Source organism: Streptomyces sp. C36, assembly GCF_040932295.1.
Lineage (GTDB): Bacteria > Actinomycetota > Actinomycetes > Streptomycetales > Streptomycetaceae > Streptomyces > Streptomyces triculaminicus.
The window spans coordinates 346,982-365,263 of record NZ_JBFQGI010000007.1 but is presented as its reverse complement, the minus strand read 5'-3'; the positions used below and the strand labels follow the sequence as shown (position 1 = coordinate 365,263).

Here is an 18,282-nt window from a genome sequence, read left to right as displayed (position 1 = left end):
TCGTCGCGACGGTGATGTGCGAAGGGGCCCGGAAGCGGATGCTTCCGGGCCCCTCGCGCGTGCTCAGTGACCCGCGGGCTGCTGCTGGCCGTTCTGGGCCGGGGAGCCGGTCGCGGCCGGCGTGGCGCCGGGCTTCGCGGGCGCGCCCGAGGGGTTCGCGGGCGACGCGGGCGCGGAGGCGCCCGGCTTGGCGTTGCCGGCCGGCTGGGCGGGGGAGGCGGCCGCGCTGGGGCCCCACTCCTTGAAGTAGCTCTTCGCCGGGACGACGTAGGCGGAGATCTTGACCTCGCCCGTGGAGCTGAAGCCGAACGACAGGTTCTGGGACTCGCCGTCCTTCAGGCCCTCGCGGCCCTTGGGCAGCACGGCGGACGCGTTGTCCTTGCCGCCCAGCGTCACGGCCCCGCCGGCCGGCACGACGATCTTGCCGGCGCCCTTGGCACCGGACAGCTTCACGGGCACGTTCTTGCCGGCCAGCGTGATGGAGCGCAGCTCCTGGTCCGTGCGGCCGTTGTTGAACACCCGGCCCGTGATGACGGCCGGACCCTCGGTCTTCTGGTCCGGCTGGGTGATCACGTTGATGTTCTGGAGCTTGATGTCGCCGACCGAGGTGGCGGCGTTGTCCGGCTTGACCTCGAGCGTCTGAGCGCTGTTGCCCGCCGCGCAGGCGGAGAGCGAGGCGATCGAGAGCACGAGGGCGGAAGCGGCGAGAACGCCGCGTCGAAGGCTGCTGCTCACGGCGGCGGCATCTCCTTGGACGAGGTGGTACGCGGAGCGTACGAGATCACTTGGGGTACGTACGGGATAAGGGTTGCGTCAGCGGGCTTAGGTTACCGAGCCGCCGTCAGGGCGCCGCACCCGACCCGCCCCCATGGTCAACTCGGCTCTCCGTCACCCCCCGCTCACCCACCGGTCCCGCGCGCGCCTTCCGTTGATCATGAACCGTCCGAGAACAGCGGAGACCCGGCGCGCGGGGGATTATCGGAATGAATGCGGCGCGCTCGCGCGGGAACGCGTTCCGGAATTGATCAAGTTCGACTTGATCAATTCCGGAATGAGAGCACACAAGCCCCATGCGCCCCGAACGGAGTACCGGAACCGCGCCGACCGGACCCCGGCAAAACGGGACGATCGGCCGCTCGCGGGGCCTGTCCGACACGTGTAACGTGCGCGTTTCACCCCACCCGGACAACCGCTCCGACCTGCGAATACCTGCTTCCGGAAGCCTTCCGCAGCACGTTCCGGTTACTGTTGTCAAGCCCCGAGATATGCCCTGACCTGCGGAAACGCCATTCAGAACGGTCGGGCCCCGTGTTAGACTGGATAGCCACGGAAGGGGTACCTGTCACATGACGTTCAAGGTTGGCGACACCGTGGTCTATCCCCATCACGGGGCCGCGCTGATCGAGGCCATCGAAACTCGCCAGATCAAAGGCGTGGACAAGACCTACTTGGTGCTGAAGGTCGCCCAGGGTGACCTGACGGTTCGGGTGCCGGCGGACAACGCGGAGTTCGTCGGAGTTCGCGATGTGGTCGGCCAGGACGGGCTTGACCGGGTCTTCGAGGTGCTGCGCGCACCCTATGCGGAAGAGCCGACGAACTGGTCCCGTCGCTACAAGGCAAATCTCGAGAAGCTCGCGTCCGGTGACGTGATCAAGGTCGCCGAGGTCGTTCGCGACCTGTGGCGGCGCGAGCGTGAGCGCGGTCTCTCCGCAGGTGAGAAGCGCATGCTCGCCAAGGCGCGGCAGATCCTGGTGAGCGAGCTGGCTCTCGCGGAGAACACCAACGAGGACAAGGCCGAGGCCCTGCTCGACGAGGTTCTCGCGTCCTGACGCAACAGGTGCCGGCCGTTTCGCCGAAGTCCTGAAGAACAACTCCGGACACCGGCAGTCGGCCGCGACCGGACGTAAAGAAGTGCCGCGGTGCCCGCGGGGTGACGATCGTCATCCGCCGGGCGCTGCGGCATCTCTGGCTCCGGTGACACGCCGTACTTGGCGTGCCGGGCCCGGGCAGCCGGCCCGACCAGTCGTCACGGAAGGGGCTGGTCGGGGCATCGTGCCCGGCACGCTGAGGCCATACCCAATTCGGCCGAGGAAGCAAACCTGAACGCCAAACCAATGTCTGATCGAGCCACCGCACCGGCCTCCGGAGCCCCCTCGCGCACCGCCGCCGTCATCCCGGCCGCGGGCCGCGGCGTACGGCTCGGCCCCGGCGCCCCCAAGGCCCTGCGGGCCATCGGCGGCACGCCCATGCTCGTCCACGCGGTACGGGCCATGGCCGCCTCCCGCGCGGTCTCCCTCGTGGTCGTCGTGGCCCCGCCGGACGGCGCCGCGGACGTCCGCCACCTCCTCGACGAGTACCCCCTCGCCGACCGTGACAGCACCCGCACCGACGTCGTGGTCGTCCCCGGCGGCGAGACCCGCCAGGCGTCCGTACGGCTCGGCCTGGCGGCCCTGCCCGACGACATCACCGCCGTCCTCGTCCACGACGCCGCCCGGCCCCTGGTGCCCGTCGACACCGTCGACGCCGTCGCCGCGGCCGTCCGGGAGGGCGCCCCCGCCGTCGTACCGGCGCTCCCCGTCGCCGACACCGTCAAGCAGGTCGAGCCCCGCACCGGCGAACGGGCCGGCGAGCCGGAGCCCGTCGTGGCCACGCCCGAGCGCGCCGTGCTGCGCGCCGTGCAGACCCCGCAGGGCTTCGACCGGCACACGCTCGCCGAGGCGCACGAGAAGGTCGCCCTGGAGGGCGAGGGCGCCACCGACGACGCCGGCATGGTCGAGCGGCTCGGCGTCCCCGTCGTCCTCATCCCCGGCCACGAAGAGGCCTTCAAGGTGACCCGGCCCCTGGACCTGGTCCTGGCCGAGGCCGTACTCGCCCGCAGGAGGGCCAACGATGGCTTCTGACCGCCCGCCGCTGCCCCTGGTCGGCATCGGCACCGACGTGCATGCCTTCGAGGAGGGCCGCGAGCTGTGGTGCGCGGGCCTGCTGTGGGAGGGCGAGAGCCACGGCCTGGCCGGCCACTCCGACGGCGACGTCGCCGCGCACGCCGCCTGTGACGCGCTGTTCTCCGCCGCCGGCGTCGGCGACCTCGGCGCGCACTTCGGCACCGACCGGCCCGAGTGGTCCGGCGCGTCCGGCGTCACCCTCCTGGCCGAGGCGGCCCGGATCGTACGGGGGGCCGGTTTCGAGATCGGCAACGTCGCCATCCAGGTGATCGGCGTGCGCCCGAAGATCGGCAAGCGGCGGGAGGAGGCCCAGAAGGCCCTCTCCGCGGCCGTCGGCGCCCCCGTGTCGGTCTCCGGCACCACCACCGACGGCCTGGGCCTCACCGGCCGGGCGGAGGGCCTGGCGGCCGTCGCCACGGCCCTGGTCCTCCCCGCGCCCGGCGCGTAGCCGCAGTACGGTGCTAGGGCGTGTCCGATGGGTCGGCACGGGCCCTGCGGCGCCTGGCACGGCACCTCGCTGCGTTGTCGCATCACCCAAGGACGCCCAGTCCGAGGGCGACGCTCCGCCTTGCGATGTACCGCACCAGACACCGCAGGACCCGCACCGACCCATCGGACACGCCCTAGGGGGCGCGCCGTACCGAGCCGAGGGAAGGGACCGACCGTGTCAGCCGAGCTGTCCGAGGACCTGAAGAAGTACATCGACGACAACCCCGTCTTCGCGACCGTGGCGACGGTCCAGCCCGACGGCAGCCCCCAGCTGTCGGTCACCTGGATCAAGCGCGACGGGGACGATCTGCTGATCTCGACGACGGTGGGCCGCCGCAAGGAGCGCAACCTCCGCCGCGACCCACGCGCCACGATCATGATCAACCCGCCGAACGCGCCCTACACCTACGTCGAGGTGCGCGGCACCGCCGACATCACCACCGAGGGCGGGAACGAGCTCATCGACGAGCTCTCGCGCAAGTACACGGGCAAGGACTACGCCGACTTCAACCCGGCGGCGGGCCAGGACGCCCAGCGCGTGGTGGTGCGCGTCAGCCCGCGCAGGACGGTGGGATCGCTGTAGGGCGTGTCCGATGGGTCAGCACAGACCCCACGACGCCTGGCACGGCACCTCGCCGCGTTGTCGCATCACCCAAGGACGCCCAGTCCGAGGGAGATGCTCCGCCTTGCGATGCACCGCGCCAGACGCCGCGGGGCCCGCGCCGACCCATCGGACACGCCCTAGCCCGGGGCCCGGGTGCCCCCGTCGCCGGGGGCACCCGGGCTCAGGCGCCGTCGGAGGACTTCGCGGCCGCGCCCACGCGGTCCGGCTCCGGCTCGTAGCGGCGCGCTTCCTTCATCAGCGGCAGCGCGGACGTCACCGGCTTGCGGGCCGTCCCGGCGGGCTCCGGCGCCACCGAGTGGCGCCGCATCTCCTCCACGCCCTTCTGCAGCGCGCTCCGCAGCCGCTTGCCCAGCGGCCGCTCCACGCAGCGGTTCATCACGTAGGCGGCCCCCAGCATGACCACCATCAGGCCGCTCACCAGCCATCCCGAGGTCACCCGCTCCCGCAGCGCGTAGATGATCGTCATGCCGATGTACTGGTGCAGCAGGTACAGCGGGTACGTCAGCGCCCCCGCCGTCGCCAGCCAGCGCCACTGCACGCGGTCGAAGGCGCCCGTCGAGATCAGGGCCATGAGCCCGAACGCGATGAAGACGATCAGCGTGGCCGGCCAGGTCGGTATGACGCCCTCGGCGTTGTCGTGCACCCGCTTGGGCACGCTGTGCAGGGCCAGCAGCAGCGACATGATCACGATGCCCCACAGCAGCGCCGTGGGTTTGAACCGGTGGATGAGATAGAAGGCGATGCCCGCGATGAAGTACGGCGCGAACAACGGCATCGCCCACAGGGTCAGCATCTCGTTGTCGACGGACGGAGCGGTGACCGCCGCGACCGTCCACACGCCGCAGAACAGGACGCATTTGCGGTACGTGACGCCCGTGGCCACCACGACCGCGAACAGCACATAGAACTTGAGCTCGGCGAACAGCGTCCAGTAGACGCCGTCGACGTCCCACACCCCCATGCCCTGCTGGAGCATCGTGAGGTTGGTGAGCACGACGTCCCAGTTCTTCACGGTGCGCACCTGCGGCCACAGCGCCACGACGCCGGCCGTCAGGAAGATCGCGACCCAGTAGGCCGGATAGATCCTGGTGACCCGGGAGACGACGAAGTCGCCGAGCGTGCGTCCCCAGGTGCTCATGCAGATGACGAATCCGCTGATGAGGAAGAAGACCTCGACGCCCGTCCAGCCGTACCGGGTGACGATCTCCAGGTTGGGGAAGACCTGCTTGGGGCTGCGGCCCCAGCCGCCCTTGAGGGCGGTGTAGTGGAAGGCCACGACCATCAGCGCGGCTACGAGACGAAGCGCGTCCAATACGTAGAGTCTGGGCCTGGCTGCCGACTTCTGCCGGACGGCTGTCCGGCCGCCATCGAGGTCACCTCGTCTGGCGAAGCGCATGTCGTCCTCTCCCATTGCCCTAGTCGGCTCATCCTACGCGGGGCGTTCGCGCAGAGATGCTGACACATAAATGCCGTCCGCGGGCCGTGACGGTTCTCTCTTCCGCTGCGATTTTCTTTTTAATTCCTCCATCTCACCCATTACGGATCTCCCTCACTGCCCGGCGCATACCGTCTTTGATCCTCCGCGCCAGCGGCCGCTCGACACAGCGGTGAACCAGCCAGGCGGCCAGCAGCATGGCCGCGACGAGAGCGGGCAGGAGGACGTGGGGCGGCACCCGGCCGTCGGCGTGCTTGATGACCACCCAGCCGACGCGCTCGTGGAGGAGATAGAGGGGATAGGTCAGCGTTCCCGCCACCGGCAGCCACCGCCAGTCCACGCGCCGGGTCCAGCCGAGCGCGATGGCCATCACCGCCAGGAAGAACAGCGTCACCAGCACCGCCGTCGGCCACTGCGGCACCCGGTGTCCCATGTGCACCTCGGCCCGCGCCTGCGCCGCGATCAGGTCGTACTGGGCGATGAACAGACTGCCGCCGACGAGCAGCCAGAGCACCGGATTGGGGCGGAAGCGGTGCATGAGATAGAAGGCGATGCCCGCGATGAAGTACCAGCAGTCGTCCGGCATCAGGATCTGCCGGAGCGTGCCGTTCCCCGACGCCTCGGCGACGACCGCGGCGAAGGCCCAGGCCACGCAGAAGCCCACCGCCCGCCGGTAGGTCAGCCCCCGGTGGACGACGAGCGCGAACAGCAGGTAGAAGCGCAGCTCGACCCAGAGGGTCCAGTAGACCCCGTCGACCGGCTCCACCCCCAGGGGGTCCTGGAGCATCGTCAGGTTGACGGCCACGCTCCGCAGGGCCGGGGCGTCGTTCACCGACGGCCACAGCCGCACGACCAGGGCGACGCCCAGGACCGCGAACCAGTACGCCGGGTACAGCCGCGCCACGCGCGCCAGGGCGAAGTCCCCGGCGCTCTTGCCCCAGCAGCTCATGCAGATCACGAAGCCGCTGATCAGGAAGAACAGCTGCACCCCGAGCCAGCCGTAGGAGGCGGGCAGGTGGGCGGTGGGGAACAGGGTCCGCGCCGGAACGCTCCATGCGCCGCTGTCGAAGGCGACGTAGTGGTAGGCCACCACCATCAGCGCGGCCACCAGCCGCAGCCCGTCCAGCGCCGCGAGCCGGTCCCGCCGCCCGCCGTCGCCCCCGGTCCGCGCGCCGCCGTCCCCGGCTCTGTCGTCCGCGGGGGCGGGCAGCTGTCCCGGGTGCTCCTGCTGTACCGGCAGAGTGGAGTGCAACGCGCCTCTCCTGGGGTTCCGCGGCGTCCCGGCGCGGGGACGGCGGGCCCCGGCCGGGCTGTGCCGGGGAAGCTACCAGAAGCGATGGTATTTATCGTGCAAAAAGCAAATAAGGAGCAAAACGTGCCGCCCCGGCGACCGTGCTCGCCCAGGGTGCCCTGCGGAATCTCGCCCTCCGCCAGCTGGTGAATGATTGAAGCCGGGCGATTGCGGTGGCACCCTCTTCGGGCCACTACCCTTGTGCCGTGACCATTCGCCTGTACGACACCAGCGCCCGGCAGATCCGCGACTTCACCCCGCTCCGGCCGGGCTGCGTCTCGATCTACCTGTGCGGTGCCACCGTGCAGGCCGCACCGCACATCGGCCACATCCGCTCCGGCCTCAACTTCGACATCATGCGCCGCTGGTTCACCTACCGCGGCTACGACGTGACGTTCGTCCGCAACGTCACCGACATCGACGACAAGATCATCACGAAGGCCGCCGAGCAGGGCCGCCCGTGGTGGTCGATCGGCTACGAGAACGAGTGCGCGTTCAACGCCGCGTACGACGCCCTCGGCTGCCTGCGCCCGACCGTCGAACCGCGCGCGACCGGCCATGTGCCGGAGATGATCGAAATGATGCGCGGCCTGATCGAGCGCGGCCACGCCTACGCCGCCGACGGCAACGTCTACTTCGACGTGCGCTCCTTCCCCGGCTACCTGAGCCTGTCCAACCAGGAGCTCGACAACCTCCTGCAGCCCTCCGGCGAGGGCGAGACCGGCAAGCGCGACCCCCGCGACTTCGCCATGTGGAAGGCCTCCAAGCCCGGCGAGCCCAGCTGGGAGACCCCCTGGGGCCGCGGCCGCCCGGGCTGGCACCTGGAGTGCTCGGCCATGGCCCACAAGTACCTGGGCGAGGCCTTCGACATCCACGGCGGCGGCATCGACCTGATCTTCCCGCACCACGAGAACGAGATCGCCCAGGCCAAGGCCTTCGGCGACGACTTCGCCGCGTACTGGGCCCACAATGCCTGGGTCACCATGAGCGGCGAGAAGATGTCGAAGTCGCTCGGCAACTCCGTCCTCGTCTCCGAGATGGTCAAGCACTGGCGCCCCATCGTCCTGCGCTACTACCTGGGCACCCCGCACTACCGCTCGATGATCGAGTACAGCGAGGAAGCCCTGCGCGAGGCGGAGTCCGCCTTCGCCCGCATCGAAGGTTTCATCCAGCGGGTGGTGGAGAAGGCCGGACCGGTCGAACCCGCCGCCGAGGTGCCGCCGGCCTTCGCCGAGGCCATGGACGACGACCTGGGCGTCCCGCAGGCCCTCGCGATCGTCCACACCACCGTCCGCCAGGGCAACTCCGCGCTGACCGCCGACGACAAGGAAACCGCCGTCGCCCGGCTGGCCGAGGTGCGCGCCATGCTCGGCGTGCTGGGCCTGGACCCGCTCGACGAGCGGTGGACCGGCGGCGACGGCCGCGGCGAGGACCTGCACGGCGTCGTGGACTCGCTGGTCAGGCTGGTCCTCGAACAGCGCGAGGCGGCCCGCGGCCGCAAGGACTACGCCACCGCCGACGCCATCCGCGACCAGCTCCAGCACTCCGGCCTCGCCATCGAGGACACCCCGTCCGGCCCGCGCTGGTCCCTGTCCTGAGGGACACTTTTCGTACGTACGTTTACTGAGCCGCACCCCATGCGGTTCTGAGCAGTAAAGAGATAGGTGACCCCCATGGCCGGCAACAGCCAGCGCAGGAACCGCCGCACGTCCAACAAGAAGGGCGCGACGGTCGGCAGCGGCGGCCAGCGGCGCCGAGGCCTGGAGGGCAAGGGCCCGACCCCGCCCGCGAGCATGCGCAAGGGACACAAGAAGAACCGTGTCGCCGCCGCCCAGGCCCGGCGGACCGAGAGCCGCCGCCCCGCCCCCCGCCGCGGCGGCCCCAAGGGCACCAACGAGCTCGTCGTCGGCCGTAACTCGGTCGTCGAGGCGCTGCGCGAGGGCGTGCCCGCGAACACGCTCTACGTCCAGCAGTTCCTGGACAACGACGAGCGCGTGCGCGAGGCGCTCCAGCTCGCCACGGAAAAGGGCCTCAACCTCATGGAGGCCCCCCGCCCCGAGCTGGACCGCATGACCAACGGCCTCAACCACCAGGGCCTGGTCCTGTCGGTGCCGCCGTACGACTACGCCCACCCCGAGGACCTCACCGCGATCGCGGCCGACAACGCCGAGGACCCGCTGATCGTCGCCCTCGACGGCATCACCGACCCGCGCAACCTCGGCGCCGTCGTCCGCTCCGTCTCCGCCTTCGGCGGCCACGGCGTGGTCGTCCCCGAGCGCCGCGCGGCCGGCATGACCGCCAGCGCCTGGAAGACCTCCGCCGGCACCGCCGCGCGCACGCCCGTCGCCCGCGCCACCAACATGACGCGCATGCTCGAGGCGTACCAGAAGGAAGGCCTGATGGTCGTCGGCCTCGCGGCGGACGGCGACGTCGAGCTCCACGAGCTCGAGGCCCTCGAGGGCCCGGTCGTCATCGTCGTCGGCAGCGAGGGCAAGGGCCTGTCCCGCCTCGTCGGCGAGACCTGCGACTTCCGAGTGCGCATCCCGATGCCGGGCGGCGCCGAGTCCCTCAACGCCGGCGTCGCCGCCGGTGTCGTCCTCTACGAGGCGGCGCGCCGCCGGGCGTGACGCCCGAGGCGTCCGACACGTTCCGACGCAAAACGATTCGTCCGATGGCCGGGGTGATCAACCCCGGCCATCGGACGTTCACTTGGTGATCTTGACGGGTCTCGGACACATCGAACCGGTCAAGGCAGTGTCCTAATCTCCGGTCACTCGGTTAGATGAGTGTGGACACCAGAACACCCCGCACACCTACGGGGGGAAGCTCTTCCGGGTACGACGACCAGCCCGCGCTGAGTACGGTGAAGGTCCCCTCGGACCCGGCGCAGGTCATCGTCAACCACCTGAGCTTCCGGGTGCAGCTCGCCCGGCCCCCACGCACCTCCCGGCACTACGCCGGCGGAGCGGACACGGCCCAGCTGCCCACGGTCAAGAGCGCGGCCAAGCGCCGCGCCCCTCTGGTGTGGAGCGGGCGGACCGGCCCCGGCGACTCGGCCTCCACCCAACTCCTCCAGGCCGTCAGGGACAACGGCACCGCCGCACCCCTGCACACGGCCACCGGAGGCGGGGACGCCGGCGCCACCCAGGTCCTGCCCCGCATCGCCGTCGACGACGGCCCACCCACCACCGTCATCGCCCCCCGCGGCCCCGCCGAGGACACCCACCCCGGCGACAGGCTCCTCCAAGGCGTACGCCCCGCCCGCGGCGCGTACGACGACGACCCCGACGACCCCGAGTACGACGCCTACGACGACCACGACCTCGAGGACGACGAGGACGACACCGCGGACCGCCGCGGCGACTCCGTCCGCCACGCCTACTACCCCGGCCGCCGGATGAACCTCGGCGTCGTCCTCCTCCCGCCACGCATCTTCCTCGGCCTGATCTCCATCTACGCCGGCATGGGCAAGCTCTGCGACCCCGTCTACTTCGACGGCGGCAAACGCGGCTCCATGGTCGCCTGGCTCACCCAGCTCCACCCCTGGTCCGCCGCCGCACCGCTGCGCGATCTCGCCCTCGCCCACCCCGTCGGCGCCGGACTCACCGTCGCCTTCCTCCAGGTCGTCGTCGGCATCCTCACCATCTTCGGCCTCTGGCAGCGACTCGCCGCCTCCATCGGCGCGCTGCTCTCCGCCGTCCTCATCGTCACCGTCAGCTGGCACAGCGTCCCCGTCTACGAAGCCCCCGACTTCATCTACCTCGCCGCCTGGAGCCCGCTGGTCATCGCCGGCGCCCCCTTCTACAGCGTCGACGGCCGACTCGCCGGCGAAGCCTGGCGACGCCTCGGCCCCCGCGCCGAACTGTGGGCCCTGCGCCGCCGCGTCCTGCGCCGCGGAACGGTCATGGCGACCGTCCTCATCGGCCTCTCCCTCATCACCGGCTCCATGCTCGGCGGCGCCGTCCGCTCCTCCCGGGTCGCCCAGGCCCCCGGAATCCCCACCCCGCCCGCCAACAGCCTCCCCGGCTCCCCGCTCCCGCAGCGGCCCTCCTCCTCCACCCCCCGCGGCTCCCACGGCCCCGCCGTCGCGGGCACCCCCAAGCCCAGCGCCTCCACCCACAAGGCACCCATCCCCGGCGCCACCCCCTCCGCGCCCGCCGGCACCGCCCGTACCCCCGCCGCCACCGCCGGCACGGGACAGTCCAGCAGCGGCACGGGCAGCGTCCGCCCCGCCCCCCACACCCCCCGCCAGGCGCCCGCGGCCCCGCCGCACAGCTCCTCGGGCTCGTCGACGGGCAGCTCCACGGGCGGCGGCACCGGCGGCGGCTCGGGCGGCTCGTCCGGCGGCTCCTCGGGCGGCTCCTCGGGCGGCGGCGCCCTCGGCGGCCTCCTGGGGTAGAGCCGACACCTCTCCGACCGCGACGAACGGGGCGGGTGGGCTGCGACCGCAGCCCACCCGCCCCGTTCTCCCGTCCCCGCTCTACCGCCCGCTCCAACGTCGGCTCTAACGCCCCAGCTCCCGGGCGGCCTCCGTCAGGTCCTTGGCCGTGTCGATGGCCCGCCAGTACGCCCCCTGAGGCAGCGGGAAGCCCGCCAGCCGCCGCTCCCGCGCCAGCCGCGGAAACGTCGTCCGCTCATGGTCCCCGCGCTCCGGCAGCAGAGCCGTGAACCCCGGCGAGAAGACATACACGCCCGCGTTGATCAGATACGGCGAAGGCGGCGACTCGATGAAGTCCAGCACATGCCCGAACTCGTCCGTCTCCACGGCACCCCAAGGGATCCGCGGCCGGGCCAGCGCCAGCGTCGCCGTGGCGTCGCGCTCATGATGGAAGGCGGCCATCTCGCGCAGCGAGAACCGCGTCCAGATGTCGCCGTTCGTGGCGTACCAGGGCTCGTCCGGGCGCGGCAGCGAGGCGGCGGCGTGCCGCAGACCGCCACCACGGCCGAGCGGCTCCTTCTCGACCACCGTGGTCACCCGCAGCGGCAGATCGGCCGACACGAGCCACTCCTGCAGCACCTCGGCCAAATGGCCGCACGAGACCACGGCGTCCGTGACGCCCTCGGCGGCCAGCCAGGCAAGCTGATGGCCGATGATCGGGACCCCCGTACCGGGGATCTCGACCATCGGCTTGGGACGGTCGTCGGTGTACGGGCGCAGCCGCGACCCCTGGCCTCCGGCCAGGATCACGGCTTGCGCGGGGTACGGAGAGGGCTGGGTGCCGGTCATGCTCCGCACGATATGCCGTGCCGCGAGCGGAGGTGCGGCCGGTGGACGCCCCGTCAGTGACCCTGGGCGACACCCGTGGCGAAGGACGTGTCGCAGACCGGGCGGGAGTAGGCGTTGGCCACCTTGGCCGAACGGTACTTACGGACCGCGGCCTGACCCAGCGCCTTAGCGATGTCCATGCAGTGACGGGCCAGCGAGGGGCGGCCGTTGGTCGCCTCCTGCAGATGCGTCAGCGCGACGCCGGGGTTCTTCTCCTGGAGCTCGCTCAGCAGCCGGTCGCGCAGCACCTCGTGCGGCGCGCGCGCCGTGGCGACGGTCGAGGCGTTGTCGGAGGACGCGGTGAGCACCTGCGACTCGGCGTTCGGCGCCGCCCAGGGGACGCGCGTCACCGCGAGAGTCCCCGAGAGCACAAGAACGACCGGGAGGACGAGAGCGAGGGTTCTGCCGATGCGGCGGGCGGCCTGGTTCATGCCGCAGATGGTAGCGAGGCGTAATGACGCGGCGACATCTAGTCACCCGGTCGAGTGATGCCGCCGCGCCCGTATGCAGGTACCGGGTTGACGCACGGGAGTCGAAATGAGGGGTCTGCCGGGGTATTTACCGCCCAAGCGGAAACCCCCGCGACAGCACCGCCCCACTCACCTCCGGCCCCCGTGCGCCGGCCGCCCGGACCGCCCCGCGATCAGTCGCTCAGACGCTCGCCCGAGGACGTCGAGAACACATGCAGCTCGCCCGGCCGCGGCACCACGTGCAGCACGGAACCCTTCGCCGGGACGTTCCGCCCGTTGACGCGGACCACGATGTCCTTGTCCTCGCCGCCGACCTCGGCGGTCCCGTACACGTAGCCGTCGGCGCCCAGCTCCTCGACCACGTTCACGGTCACGGCCACGCCAGCCGGAGCGTCCTTGCTCAGCGAACCCACCGAGCCGGCGCCCTCCACCAGGTCGAAGTGCTCGGGCCGGACGCCGACCGTGACCGTCCGGTCGCCCTTGTCGGCGGCGGACGCCAGGGCCTCGCGCGAGACCGGCACCACACTGTTGCCGAACTTCACGCCGCCGTCCGTGATCGGCACCTCCACCAGGTTCATCGCCGGCGAGCCGATGAAACCCGCCACGAAGAGATTGGCCGGGCGGTCGTACATGTTGCGCGGCGAGTCCACCTGCTGCAGCAGCCCGTCCTTGAGCACCGCCACCCGGTCGCCCATGGTCATCGCCTCGACCTGGTCGTGGGTGACGTACACCGTCGTAATGCCGAGCCGCCGCTGCAGCCCCGCGATCTGCGTACGGGTCTGCACGCGCAGCTTCGCGTCCAGGTTCGACAGCGGCTCGTCCATCAGGAACACCTGAGGCTCACGGACGATCGCACGCCCCATCGCCACACGCTGACGCTGACCGCCGGAGAGCGCCTTGGGCTTGCGGCCCAGGTACTCGGTGAGGTCCAGGATGCGGGCCGCGTCCTCGACCTTCTGCCGGATCTCGGTCTTGTTGACGCCCGCGATCTTCAGGGCGAAGCCCATGTTGTCGGCGACGGTCATGTGCGGGTACAGCGCGTAGTTCTGGAACACCATCGCGATGTCCCTGTCCTTGGGCGGCAGGTGCGTCACATCGCGGTCGCCGATGCGGATCGCCCCGCCGTCGACGTCCTCGAGCCCCGCCAGCATCCGCAGCGAGGTGGACTTGCCGCAGCCCGAGGGGCCGACCAGGACGAGGAATTCGCCGTCCTCGATCGCGATGTCGAGCTGATCGACGGCGGGCATGTCGGAACCCGGGTAGATGCGGGTTGCCTTGTCGTACGTGACCGTGGCCATGGTGATGAGTCCCTTCACCGGCAGGAACGTGCCGGACGATCCGAAGTAGAGGGAGTGGTCCAGTCCATCTGGGCTGGGGTGCTGGTGACGGTACCCGCGCGAAGGGCGGTTGTCAGCAGGTGACGGGTCACGATGTGGGTGGAGATGGAGGTAGAGCAACGGCTTTTTGACCGTGCCCTCACTGGCTTGGGCTTCCTGCTTCCTTCACCCGCAATGGGGTGCTTTCCGCCCGCAGCCAGCAACGAGCGGAATTCTCCGCTCGCGGCGGCATCCTTGAGGAATGCCCCGGCTGGTCTTGCGCAGGCTCCACAGGCGTTACGGCCGACGGCCCGTCGGTCCGGTGCGGAGTGTCTATCTCAAACTGCTTGCCCGTACGTGGCGAGGTCCACGGCCCTGATCAGGGGCGGTGCCGCCCGCTCGCCCGGCTCGGCACCCACCACCAGGCGATACAGGCGCAGCCCCTCCTCCCGGAGATTCACCGCCGCGTTCCCGTCCCGGTCGTGAGTCGCACCGCATGCCGCACAGGCCCAGATGCGTACCGACAAATCGGTTGGGCCTTCCACGGCTCGGCAATGAGAACAAATCCTCGTGGACGGATAACGCGGGTCGACGACGACCAGCGTCCGGCCGTACCACTCGGCCTTGTAGGCGAGCCGGCGCAGCAACGCACCCCAGCCCGCATCCGTGATCCCCTCGTTGAGCCTGGCCCGCAGCCGCTTGTCCATGCCGGACCGACGACGCTTCAACCCCTCGATGTCCAAACCCTCCACCACGAGCACTTGGTTCTCGCGCACGAGGCGGGTGGTGAGCTGATCGAGCAGATCTCTGCGTACGTCACCGATACGGGCATGCAGGCGGGCGATGGCCAGCCGCGCCTTCTCGCGGTTCCTGGACCCCCTCCGCTTGCGATGCAACTGCCGCTGCAGCCGCGCCAGCCGGGCGCGGTAGCGCCGCAGCAGACGCGGATGGTCGACCTTGCTGCCGTCGTCCAGCGTCACCAGCGACGTGATCCCCACATCCACGCCGACGGCCTTACCGACGACAGGGGAGAGCCGGGAGACGCTCTCCTCGACGAGAACCGACAGGAAGTACCTCCCCGCCCTGTCCCGCGTCACCGTGACCTTCACCGGATGCGCCCCCGACGGCAGCGCACGCGACCACCGCACATCCAACGGCTCGGACTGCTTGGCCAGCGTCACCAGCCCCGTACCGGGCCGCTCCGGGTCCTCCACCCAACGAAACCCCGTCCGCACATACGTAGCCGAATCCCTCGACCGGCCCTTCTTCTTCCCCCGCGGATACCTGGCCGCCTCCCGGAAGAATCGCTTGAACGCACCGTCCAGATGCCGCAACGACTGCTGCAACACCGTCGACGACACCTCCCGCAACCACGACGTCTCCTCGGCCCGCCGCCACCCCGTCAAAGCCCGGCACGTCTCCGCATAACCGATCGACACACGATGCCGCTCCCAACCCTCCCGGCGAAGGTCCAACCCCCGGTTGTAGACCCACCGACAGGCACCGAAGGTCCTCACCAACTGATCCGCCTGACCAGGGCTCGGATAGAAACGGAAACGATAGGTACGCTCCCGCGTGCCCGCCGCCTTCGTACGCCCCCTCATGGGCCCAGCGGCCCGCTTCTCGTGCTTGCTGCGCCCGGGTATCCCGAGATCTTCACGCTTGATGCGCCGCGCCTCGTCGCCGGTGACCCTGGTCGGCCGCTCGGCGGGCGATCCCTCCTGCCCTGCCATCAACCCCTCCCATGTGCTGACGATCGGACCAGCACATCAGTGTCAACGGCGAAGAGCTGATAAAGACACGGATGAAGGGCTAAGTCATTTTCTCGGCATAAATGGGGCAGTGCATTCCGGGGCCGGGCGCGATGGCCGCTCGCCTGCTTTGTGGATGGTGGAACTGGGCCCTGTGTAGAGTGGTCTCGCCTCTACGGGCATCAACCCGTGGGCGCTGCCGCCTTAGCTCAGTTGGCTAGAGCGGAGTACTTGTAATACTCAGGTCGTCGGTTCGATTCCGACAGGCGGCTCGGTAAAAGCGCAGCTCAGCGCACGTAACGGCCCTCCGGGAGCGATCCCGGAGGGCCGTTACGTTTTTGCTCTGGCGAACAGGTCGTACGGCTATCGCCGCGCCTCCTCGCCCTCCTTGCTCCACGTCACCGTGTCCGCGCCCTGCGGGTCCGCCGCCACGGCCGGCTGCCAGGGGGCGTCCTGGTGGCCCGGCCACCAGGCCTTGTGGCCCAGGAGCGAGGTGACCGTGGGGACGAGCAGCATCGCCATGACGAAGGCGGTGAGCAGGATGCCGAAGGCCACGGCGAAGCCCATCTGCTGGAGCATGGAGTTGTCGGCCAGCATCAGGACGCCGAAGGTGCCGGCGAGGATGATCGCGGCGGAGGCGATGGTGGGGGCCGACTGGGCCACGGCGGTGCGGATGGCCTCGCGGGGCGGGATGCCGCGGCGGACCTCTTCGCGGAGGCGGGCGACCATGAGGATGTTGTAGTCGGTGCCGATGGCGACGACGAAGAGGTAGACGATGACCGGCAGCATGAACAGCAGGCCGCTCTCGCCCTTGTAGTCCTGGAAGAGCCAGACGGTGGAGCCGAGGGTGGCGCCGAAGCCGAGGGCCACGGCGATCATCAGGTAGAGGGGTGCCACGAGGCTGCGCAGCAGCAGACCCAGGATGATCATGATGGCGAGTCCGGCGACGGGGAAGACGACGCGGTAGTCGTGGGCGACGGCGTCCTTGACGTCGGACAGGACGGCGGAGGTGCCGCCGACGAGGGCTTCGGTGCCGGCCGGTGCGGCCTTGTGGGCGTTGTCGCGCAGGGGGCCGCCGGCTAGGGCGATGGCCTTGTCGGCGGTGGGGCCGTACTTGAGGACGACGCTGTACTGGGCGACGGAGCCGTCGGGGTTGGTGACGGCGGGTGCGGCCTTGCCGACGCCTTCGACGGCCTCGAGGCGGGTGCGGTAGGTCTCGAGGGCGGTCTTGTCGAGGCGGGAGCCGTCCTTGGACTTGAGGTAGACCATCGCCGGGTCGGACTGGCCGGCGGAGAAGCCGCGCTGCATGTCCTTCATGGCCTGGACTGATTCCAGCTTCTGGGGCATCTGGCTGGAGGTGTCGAACTCGGCCCGGAAGCTGAAGGTGCCGACGGCGAGGACGGCGAGTACGGCGGTGGACAGGACCGCGACCAGGGCGGGGCGGCGGGCGACGACGCCGCCGACGGCGTTGGCGAAGCGGTTCCTGGGGGTCTTCTTCCAGGCCTTGGAGGGCCAGAAGGCCTTGGTGCCGAGGAGGGAGAAGACGGCGGGTACGAGCGTGAGCGCGGCGACGAGCGTGACGGCGACGGAGATGGCCAGCGAGGGGCCCATGGCGCGCATCATGCCCATGGTGGACAGGAGGAGGGCGAGGAAGGCGACGATGACGGCGCCGGCGGCGGAGGCGATGGTTTCGCCGACCTTGGCGACGGCGTCGACGAGGGCCTGCTTGGGTTCCTGGCCGTTGCGCAGGTGTTCGCGGTAGCGGAAGAGGAGGAAGAGGATGTAGTCGGTGCCGACGCCGAAGAGGACGACGATGAGGATCGCGGAGATGGAGCTGTCGGCCTTCATTCCGCCGAGGTCGGCGGCGGTGCCGATGAGGCCGAGGGCGACGGAGAAGACGACGCCGATGATCAGGACCGGCAGGATCGCGATGAGCGGGCTGCGGAAGATGACGAGCAGCAGGACGACGATGAGGACCAGCGTCGCCATCATGATCACGGCGTCGGTGTCGCCGGAGGACTCCTGGGAGTCGAGGTTGCTGGCGGCCTGGCCGGTGATGCCCATCTTCAGATGGGTGTCCTTGAGGAGGGGTTTGGCGTCCTCGCGGAGCTTCTTGACGGAGGCGGGCAGCTTGTCGTCGTAGGAGTTCTTGGTGGTGGCGATGATGTTGGCGAGGGCTATCTCGCCGTTGGGCGATACGGCCTGGGGGCCGGTGACGACCTTGCCGATCTTCTCGCGGTGCTTGTTCTCGAGTCCGGCGGCGACCTTGGCGATGTCCCGTTGGTCGTCGGGGGAGAGCTTGCCGCCGTCGGCGCGTTGGAAGACGGCGATGGCGGCGGGTTGTTCGGTCTGCGGGAAGGCCTTCTGCTGGAGTTTGCCGACGCGTACGGATTCGTAGTGCGAGGGCAGGAATTCGGTTTCGTCGGTGGTGGACTTCAGTCCCGGTGCCAGCATGGCGAGGGCCACGGCTGCGATGATCCAGCCCGCGATCGTGAGCCAGGGCCGGTGGACGGCGAACCGCCCGACTCGTCGGAACATGGTGCTCCTTCAACTTCGCTGTGTTTCAGGCGTCGGACGCGGGGAGGATGTCGTGCGGGCGTTCGGCACGGGCATGAACACGCTAGGCATCGGAGTTCCGCGGGCACAACGATTTCCGGGGGAGTCAGGGGGAAATCGGTCCTGGGGTGGGGGGCCTCT

Annotated in this window: 15 protein-coding genes and 1 tRNA gene; 8 read left to right on the top strand and 8 right to left on the bottom strand. The window is 70.2% G+C overall.

Annotation, left to right across the window (positions count from 1 at the left end; all coding sequences use genetic code 11):
* Nucleotides 1-63: 63 nt before the first annotated feature.
* The gene (locus tag AB4K12_RS22995) at nt 64-735 is read right to left on the bottom strand and encodes a DUF461 domain-containing protein (RefSeq protein WP_368435993.1); all 672 of its coding nucleotides are present in this window, start codon (nt 733-735) and stop codon (nt 64-66) included.
* A 611-nt stretch (nt 736-1,346) separates the two neighbouring features.
* Between AB4K12_RS22995 and AB4K12_RS22990 the strand changes: the two genes are divergently transcribed.
* The 4 genes from AB4K12_RS22990 to AB4K12_RS22975 all read left to right on the top strand — a co-directional run bounded on the left by AB4K12_RS22990 (nt 1,347) and on the right by AB4K12_RS22975 (nt 4,014).
* Nucleotides 1,347-1,829: a CarD family transcriptional regulator gene (locus AB4K12_RS22990; protein WP_003953493.1), complete on the top strand. Its 483-nt coding sequence runs from the start codon at nt 1,347-1,349 to the stop codon at nt 1,827-1,829.
* 285 nt (nt 1,830-2,114) lie between these two features.
* The gene (ispD, locus tag AB4K12_RS22985; protein WP_362261683.1) at nt 2,115-2,900 is read left to right on the top strand and encodes a 2-C-methyl-D-erythritol 4-phosphate cytidylyltransferase; all 786 of its coding nucleotides are present in this window, start codon (nt 2,115-2,117) and stop codon (nt 2,898-2,900) included.
* The gene (gene ispF, locus AB4K12_RS22980) at nt 2,890-3,390 is read left to right on the top strand and encodes a 2-C-methyl-D-erythritol 2,4-cyclodiphosphate synthase (protein ID WP_368435992.1); all 501 of its coding nucleotides are present in this window, start codon (nt 2,890-2,892) and stop codon (nt 3,388-3,390) included. The genes ispD and ispF overlap by 11 nt, the downstream gene beginning before the upstream one ends.
* A gap of 216 nt (nt 3,391-3,606) precedes the next feature.
* On the top strand, nt 3,607-4,014 hold the full coding sequence (locus AB4K12_RS22975) for a PPOX class F420-dependent oxidoreductase (RefSeq protein ID WP_368435991.1): 408 nt from the start codon (nt 3,607-3,609) through the stop codon (nt 4,012-4,014).
* Nucleotides 4,015-4,216: 202 nt separating this feature from the next.
* On the opposite strand, the gene AB4K12_RS22970 is transcribed toward AB4K12_RS22975, so the two are convergent.
* On the bottom strand, nt 4,217-5,368 hold the full coding sequence (locus AB4K12_RS22970) for an acyltransferase family protein (RefSeq protein WP_368435990.1): 1,152 nt from the start codon (nt 5,366-5,368) through the stop codon (nt 4,217-4,219).
* A 217-nt stretch (nt 5,369-5,585) separates the two neighbouring features.
* Nucleotides 5,586-6,743 carry an acyltransferase family protein gene (locus AB4K12_RS22965; protein ID WP_368435989.1) on the bottom strand — a complete coding sequence of 386 codons (1,158 nt, stop codon included), beginning with the start codon at nt 6,741-6,743 and terminating at the stop codon, nt 5,586-5,588.
* A 245-nt stretch (nt 6,744-6,988) separates the two neighbouring features.
* Here AB4K12_RS22965 and cysS point away from each other — a divergent pair, with 245 nt between their 5' ends.
* From cysS to AB4K12_RS22950, 3 genes are all read left to right on the top strand, one after another.
* The gene (gene cysS / locus AB4K12_RS22960; RefSeq protein ID WP_368435988.1) at nt 6,989-8,380 is read left to right on the top strand and encodes a cysteine--tRNA ligase; all 1,392 of its coding nucleotides are present in this window, start codon (nt 6,989-6,991) and stop codon (nt 8,378-8,380) included.
* Nucleotides 8,381-8,455: 75 nt separating this feature from the next.
* The gene (gene rlmB / locus AB4K12_RS22955) at nt 8,456-9,409 is read left to right on the top strand and encodes a 23S rRNA (guanosine(2251)-2'-O)-methyltransferase RlmB (protein ID WP_368435987.1); all 954 of its coding nucleotides are present in this window, start codon (nt 8,456-8,458) and stop codon (nt 9,407-9,409) included.
* Nucleotides 9,410-9,564: 155 nt separating this feature from the next.
* Nucleotides 9,565-11,181, top strand: a complete 1,617-nt coding sequence (locus tag AB4K12_RS22950; protein WP_368435986.1) for a DoxX family membrane protein — start codon at nt 9,565-9,567, stop codon at nt 11,179-11,181.
* Nucleotides 11,182-11,286: 105 nt separating this feature from the next.
* Here the strand turns inward: AB4K12_RS22950 and AB4K12_RS22945 are convergent, their stop codons facing one another.
* The 4 genes from AB4K12_RS22945 to AB4K12_RS22930 form a co-directional block, all read right to left on the bottom strand.
* The gene (locus AB4K12_RS22945) at nt 11,287-12,009 is read right to left on the bottom strand and encodes an NDP-sugar synthase (RefSeq protein ID WP_368435985.1); all 723 of its coding nucleotides are present in this window, start codon (nt 12,007-12,009) and stop codon (nt 11,287-11,289) included.
* Nucleotides 12,010-12,062: 53 nt separating this feature from the next.
* Entirely contained in the window at nt 12,063-12,479 is a 417-nt protein-coding gene (locus tag AB4K12_RS22940; protein WP_086575080.1) for a hypothetical protein, read from the bottom strand.
* A gap of 212 nt (nt 12,480-12,691) precedes the next feature.
* On the bottom strand, nt 12,692-13,816 hold the full coding sequence (locus tag AB4K12_RS22935; RefSeq protein WP_368436086.1) for an ABC transporter ATP-binding protein: 1,125 nt from the start codon (nt 13,814-13,816) through the stop codon (nt 12,692-12,694).
* A gap of 356 nt (nt 13,817-14,172) precedes the next feature.
* Nucleotides 14,173-15,567 (bottom strand): RNA-guided endonuclease InsQ/TnpB family protein, encoded by a 1,395-nt coding sequence (locus AB4K12_RS22930; protein WP_368435984.1) that lies wholly within the window; start codon nt 15,565-15,567, stop codon nt 14,173-14,175.
* Between the two features lie 216 nt (nt 15,568-15,783).
* Between AB4K12_RS22930 and AB4K12_RS22925 the strand changes: the two genes are divergently transcribed.
* Nucleotides 15,784-15,857 (top strand) — tRNA-Thr (locus AB4K12_RS22925).
* 91 nt (nt 15,858-15,948) lie between these two features.
* Here the strand turns inward: AB4K12_RS22925 and AB4K12_RS22920 are convergent.
* Nucleotides 15,949-18,123: an MMPL family transporter gene (locus AB4K12_RS22920; protein WP_368435983.1), complete on the bottom strand. Its 2,175-nt coding sequence runs from the start codon at nt 18,121-18,123 to the stop codon at nt 15,949-15,951.
* Nucleotides 18,124-18,282: the final 159 nt, after the last annotated feature.

Coding starts and splice junctions, on each gene's coding strand:
- AB4K12_RS22945 (WP_368435985.1), bottom strand. CDS start 12,009: ATGACCGGCACCCAGCCCTCTCCGTACCCCGCGCAAGCCGTGATCCTG.
- AB4K12_RS22990 (WP_003953493.1), top strand. CDS start 1,347: ATGACGTTCAAGGTTGGCGACACCGTGGTCTATCCCCATCACGGGGCC.
- AB4K12_RS22920 (WP_368435983.1), bottom strand. CDS start 18,123: ATGTTCCGACGAGTCGGGCGGTTCGCCGTCCACCGGCCCTGGCTCACG.
- AB4K12_RS22950 (WP_368435986.1), top strand. CDS start 9,565: ATGAGTGTGGACACCAGAACACCCCGCACACCTACGGGGGGAAGCTCT.
- AB4K12_RS22940 (WP_086575080.1), bottom strand. CDS start 12,479: ATGAACCAGGCCGCCCGCCGCATCGGCAGAACCCTCGCTCTCGTCCTC.
- rlmB (WP_368435987.1), top strand. CDS start 8,456: ATGGCCGGCAACAGCCAGCGCAGGAACCGCCGCACGTCCAACAAGAAG.
- AB4K12_RS22935 (WP_368436086.1), bottom strand. CDS start 13,816: ATGGCCACGGTCACGTACGACAAGGCAACCCGCATCTACCCGGGTTCC.
- AB4K12_RS22930 (WP_368435984.1), bottom strand. CDS start 15,567: ATGGCAGGGCAGGAGGGATCGCCCGCCGAGCGGCCGACCAGGGTCACC.
- ispD (WP_362261683.1), top strand. CDS start 2,115: ATGTCTGATCGAGCCACCGCACCGGCCTCCGGAGCCCCCTCGCGCACC.
- ispF (WP_368435992.1), top strand. CDS start 2,890: ATGGCTTCTGACCGCCCGCCGCTGCCCCTGGTCGGCATCGGCACCGAC.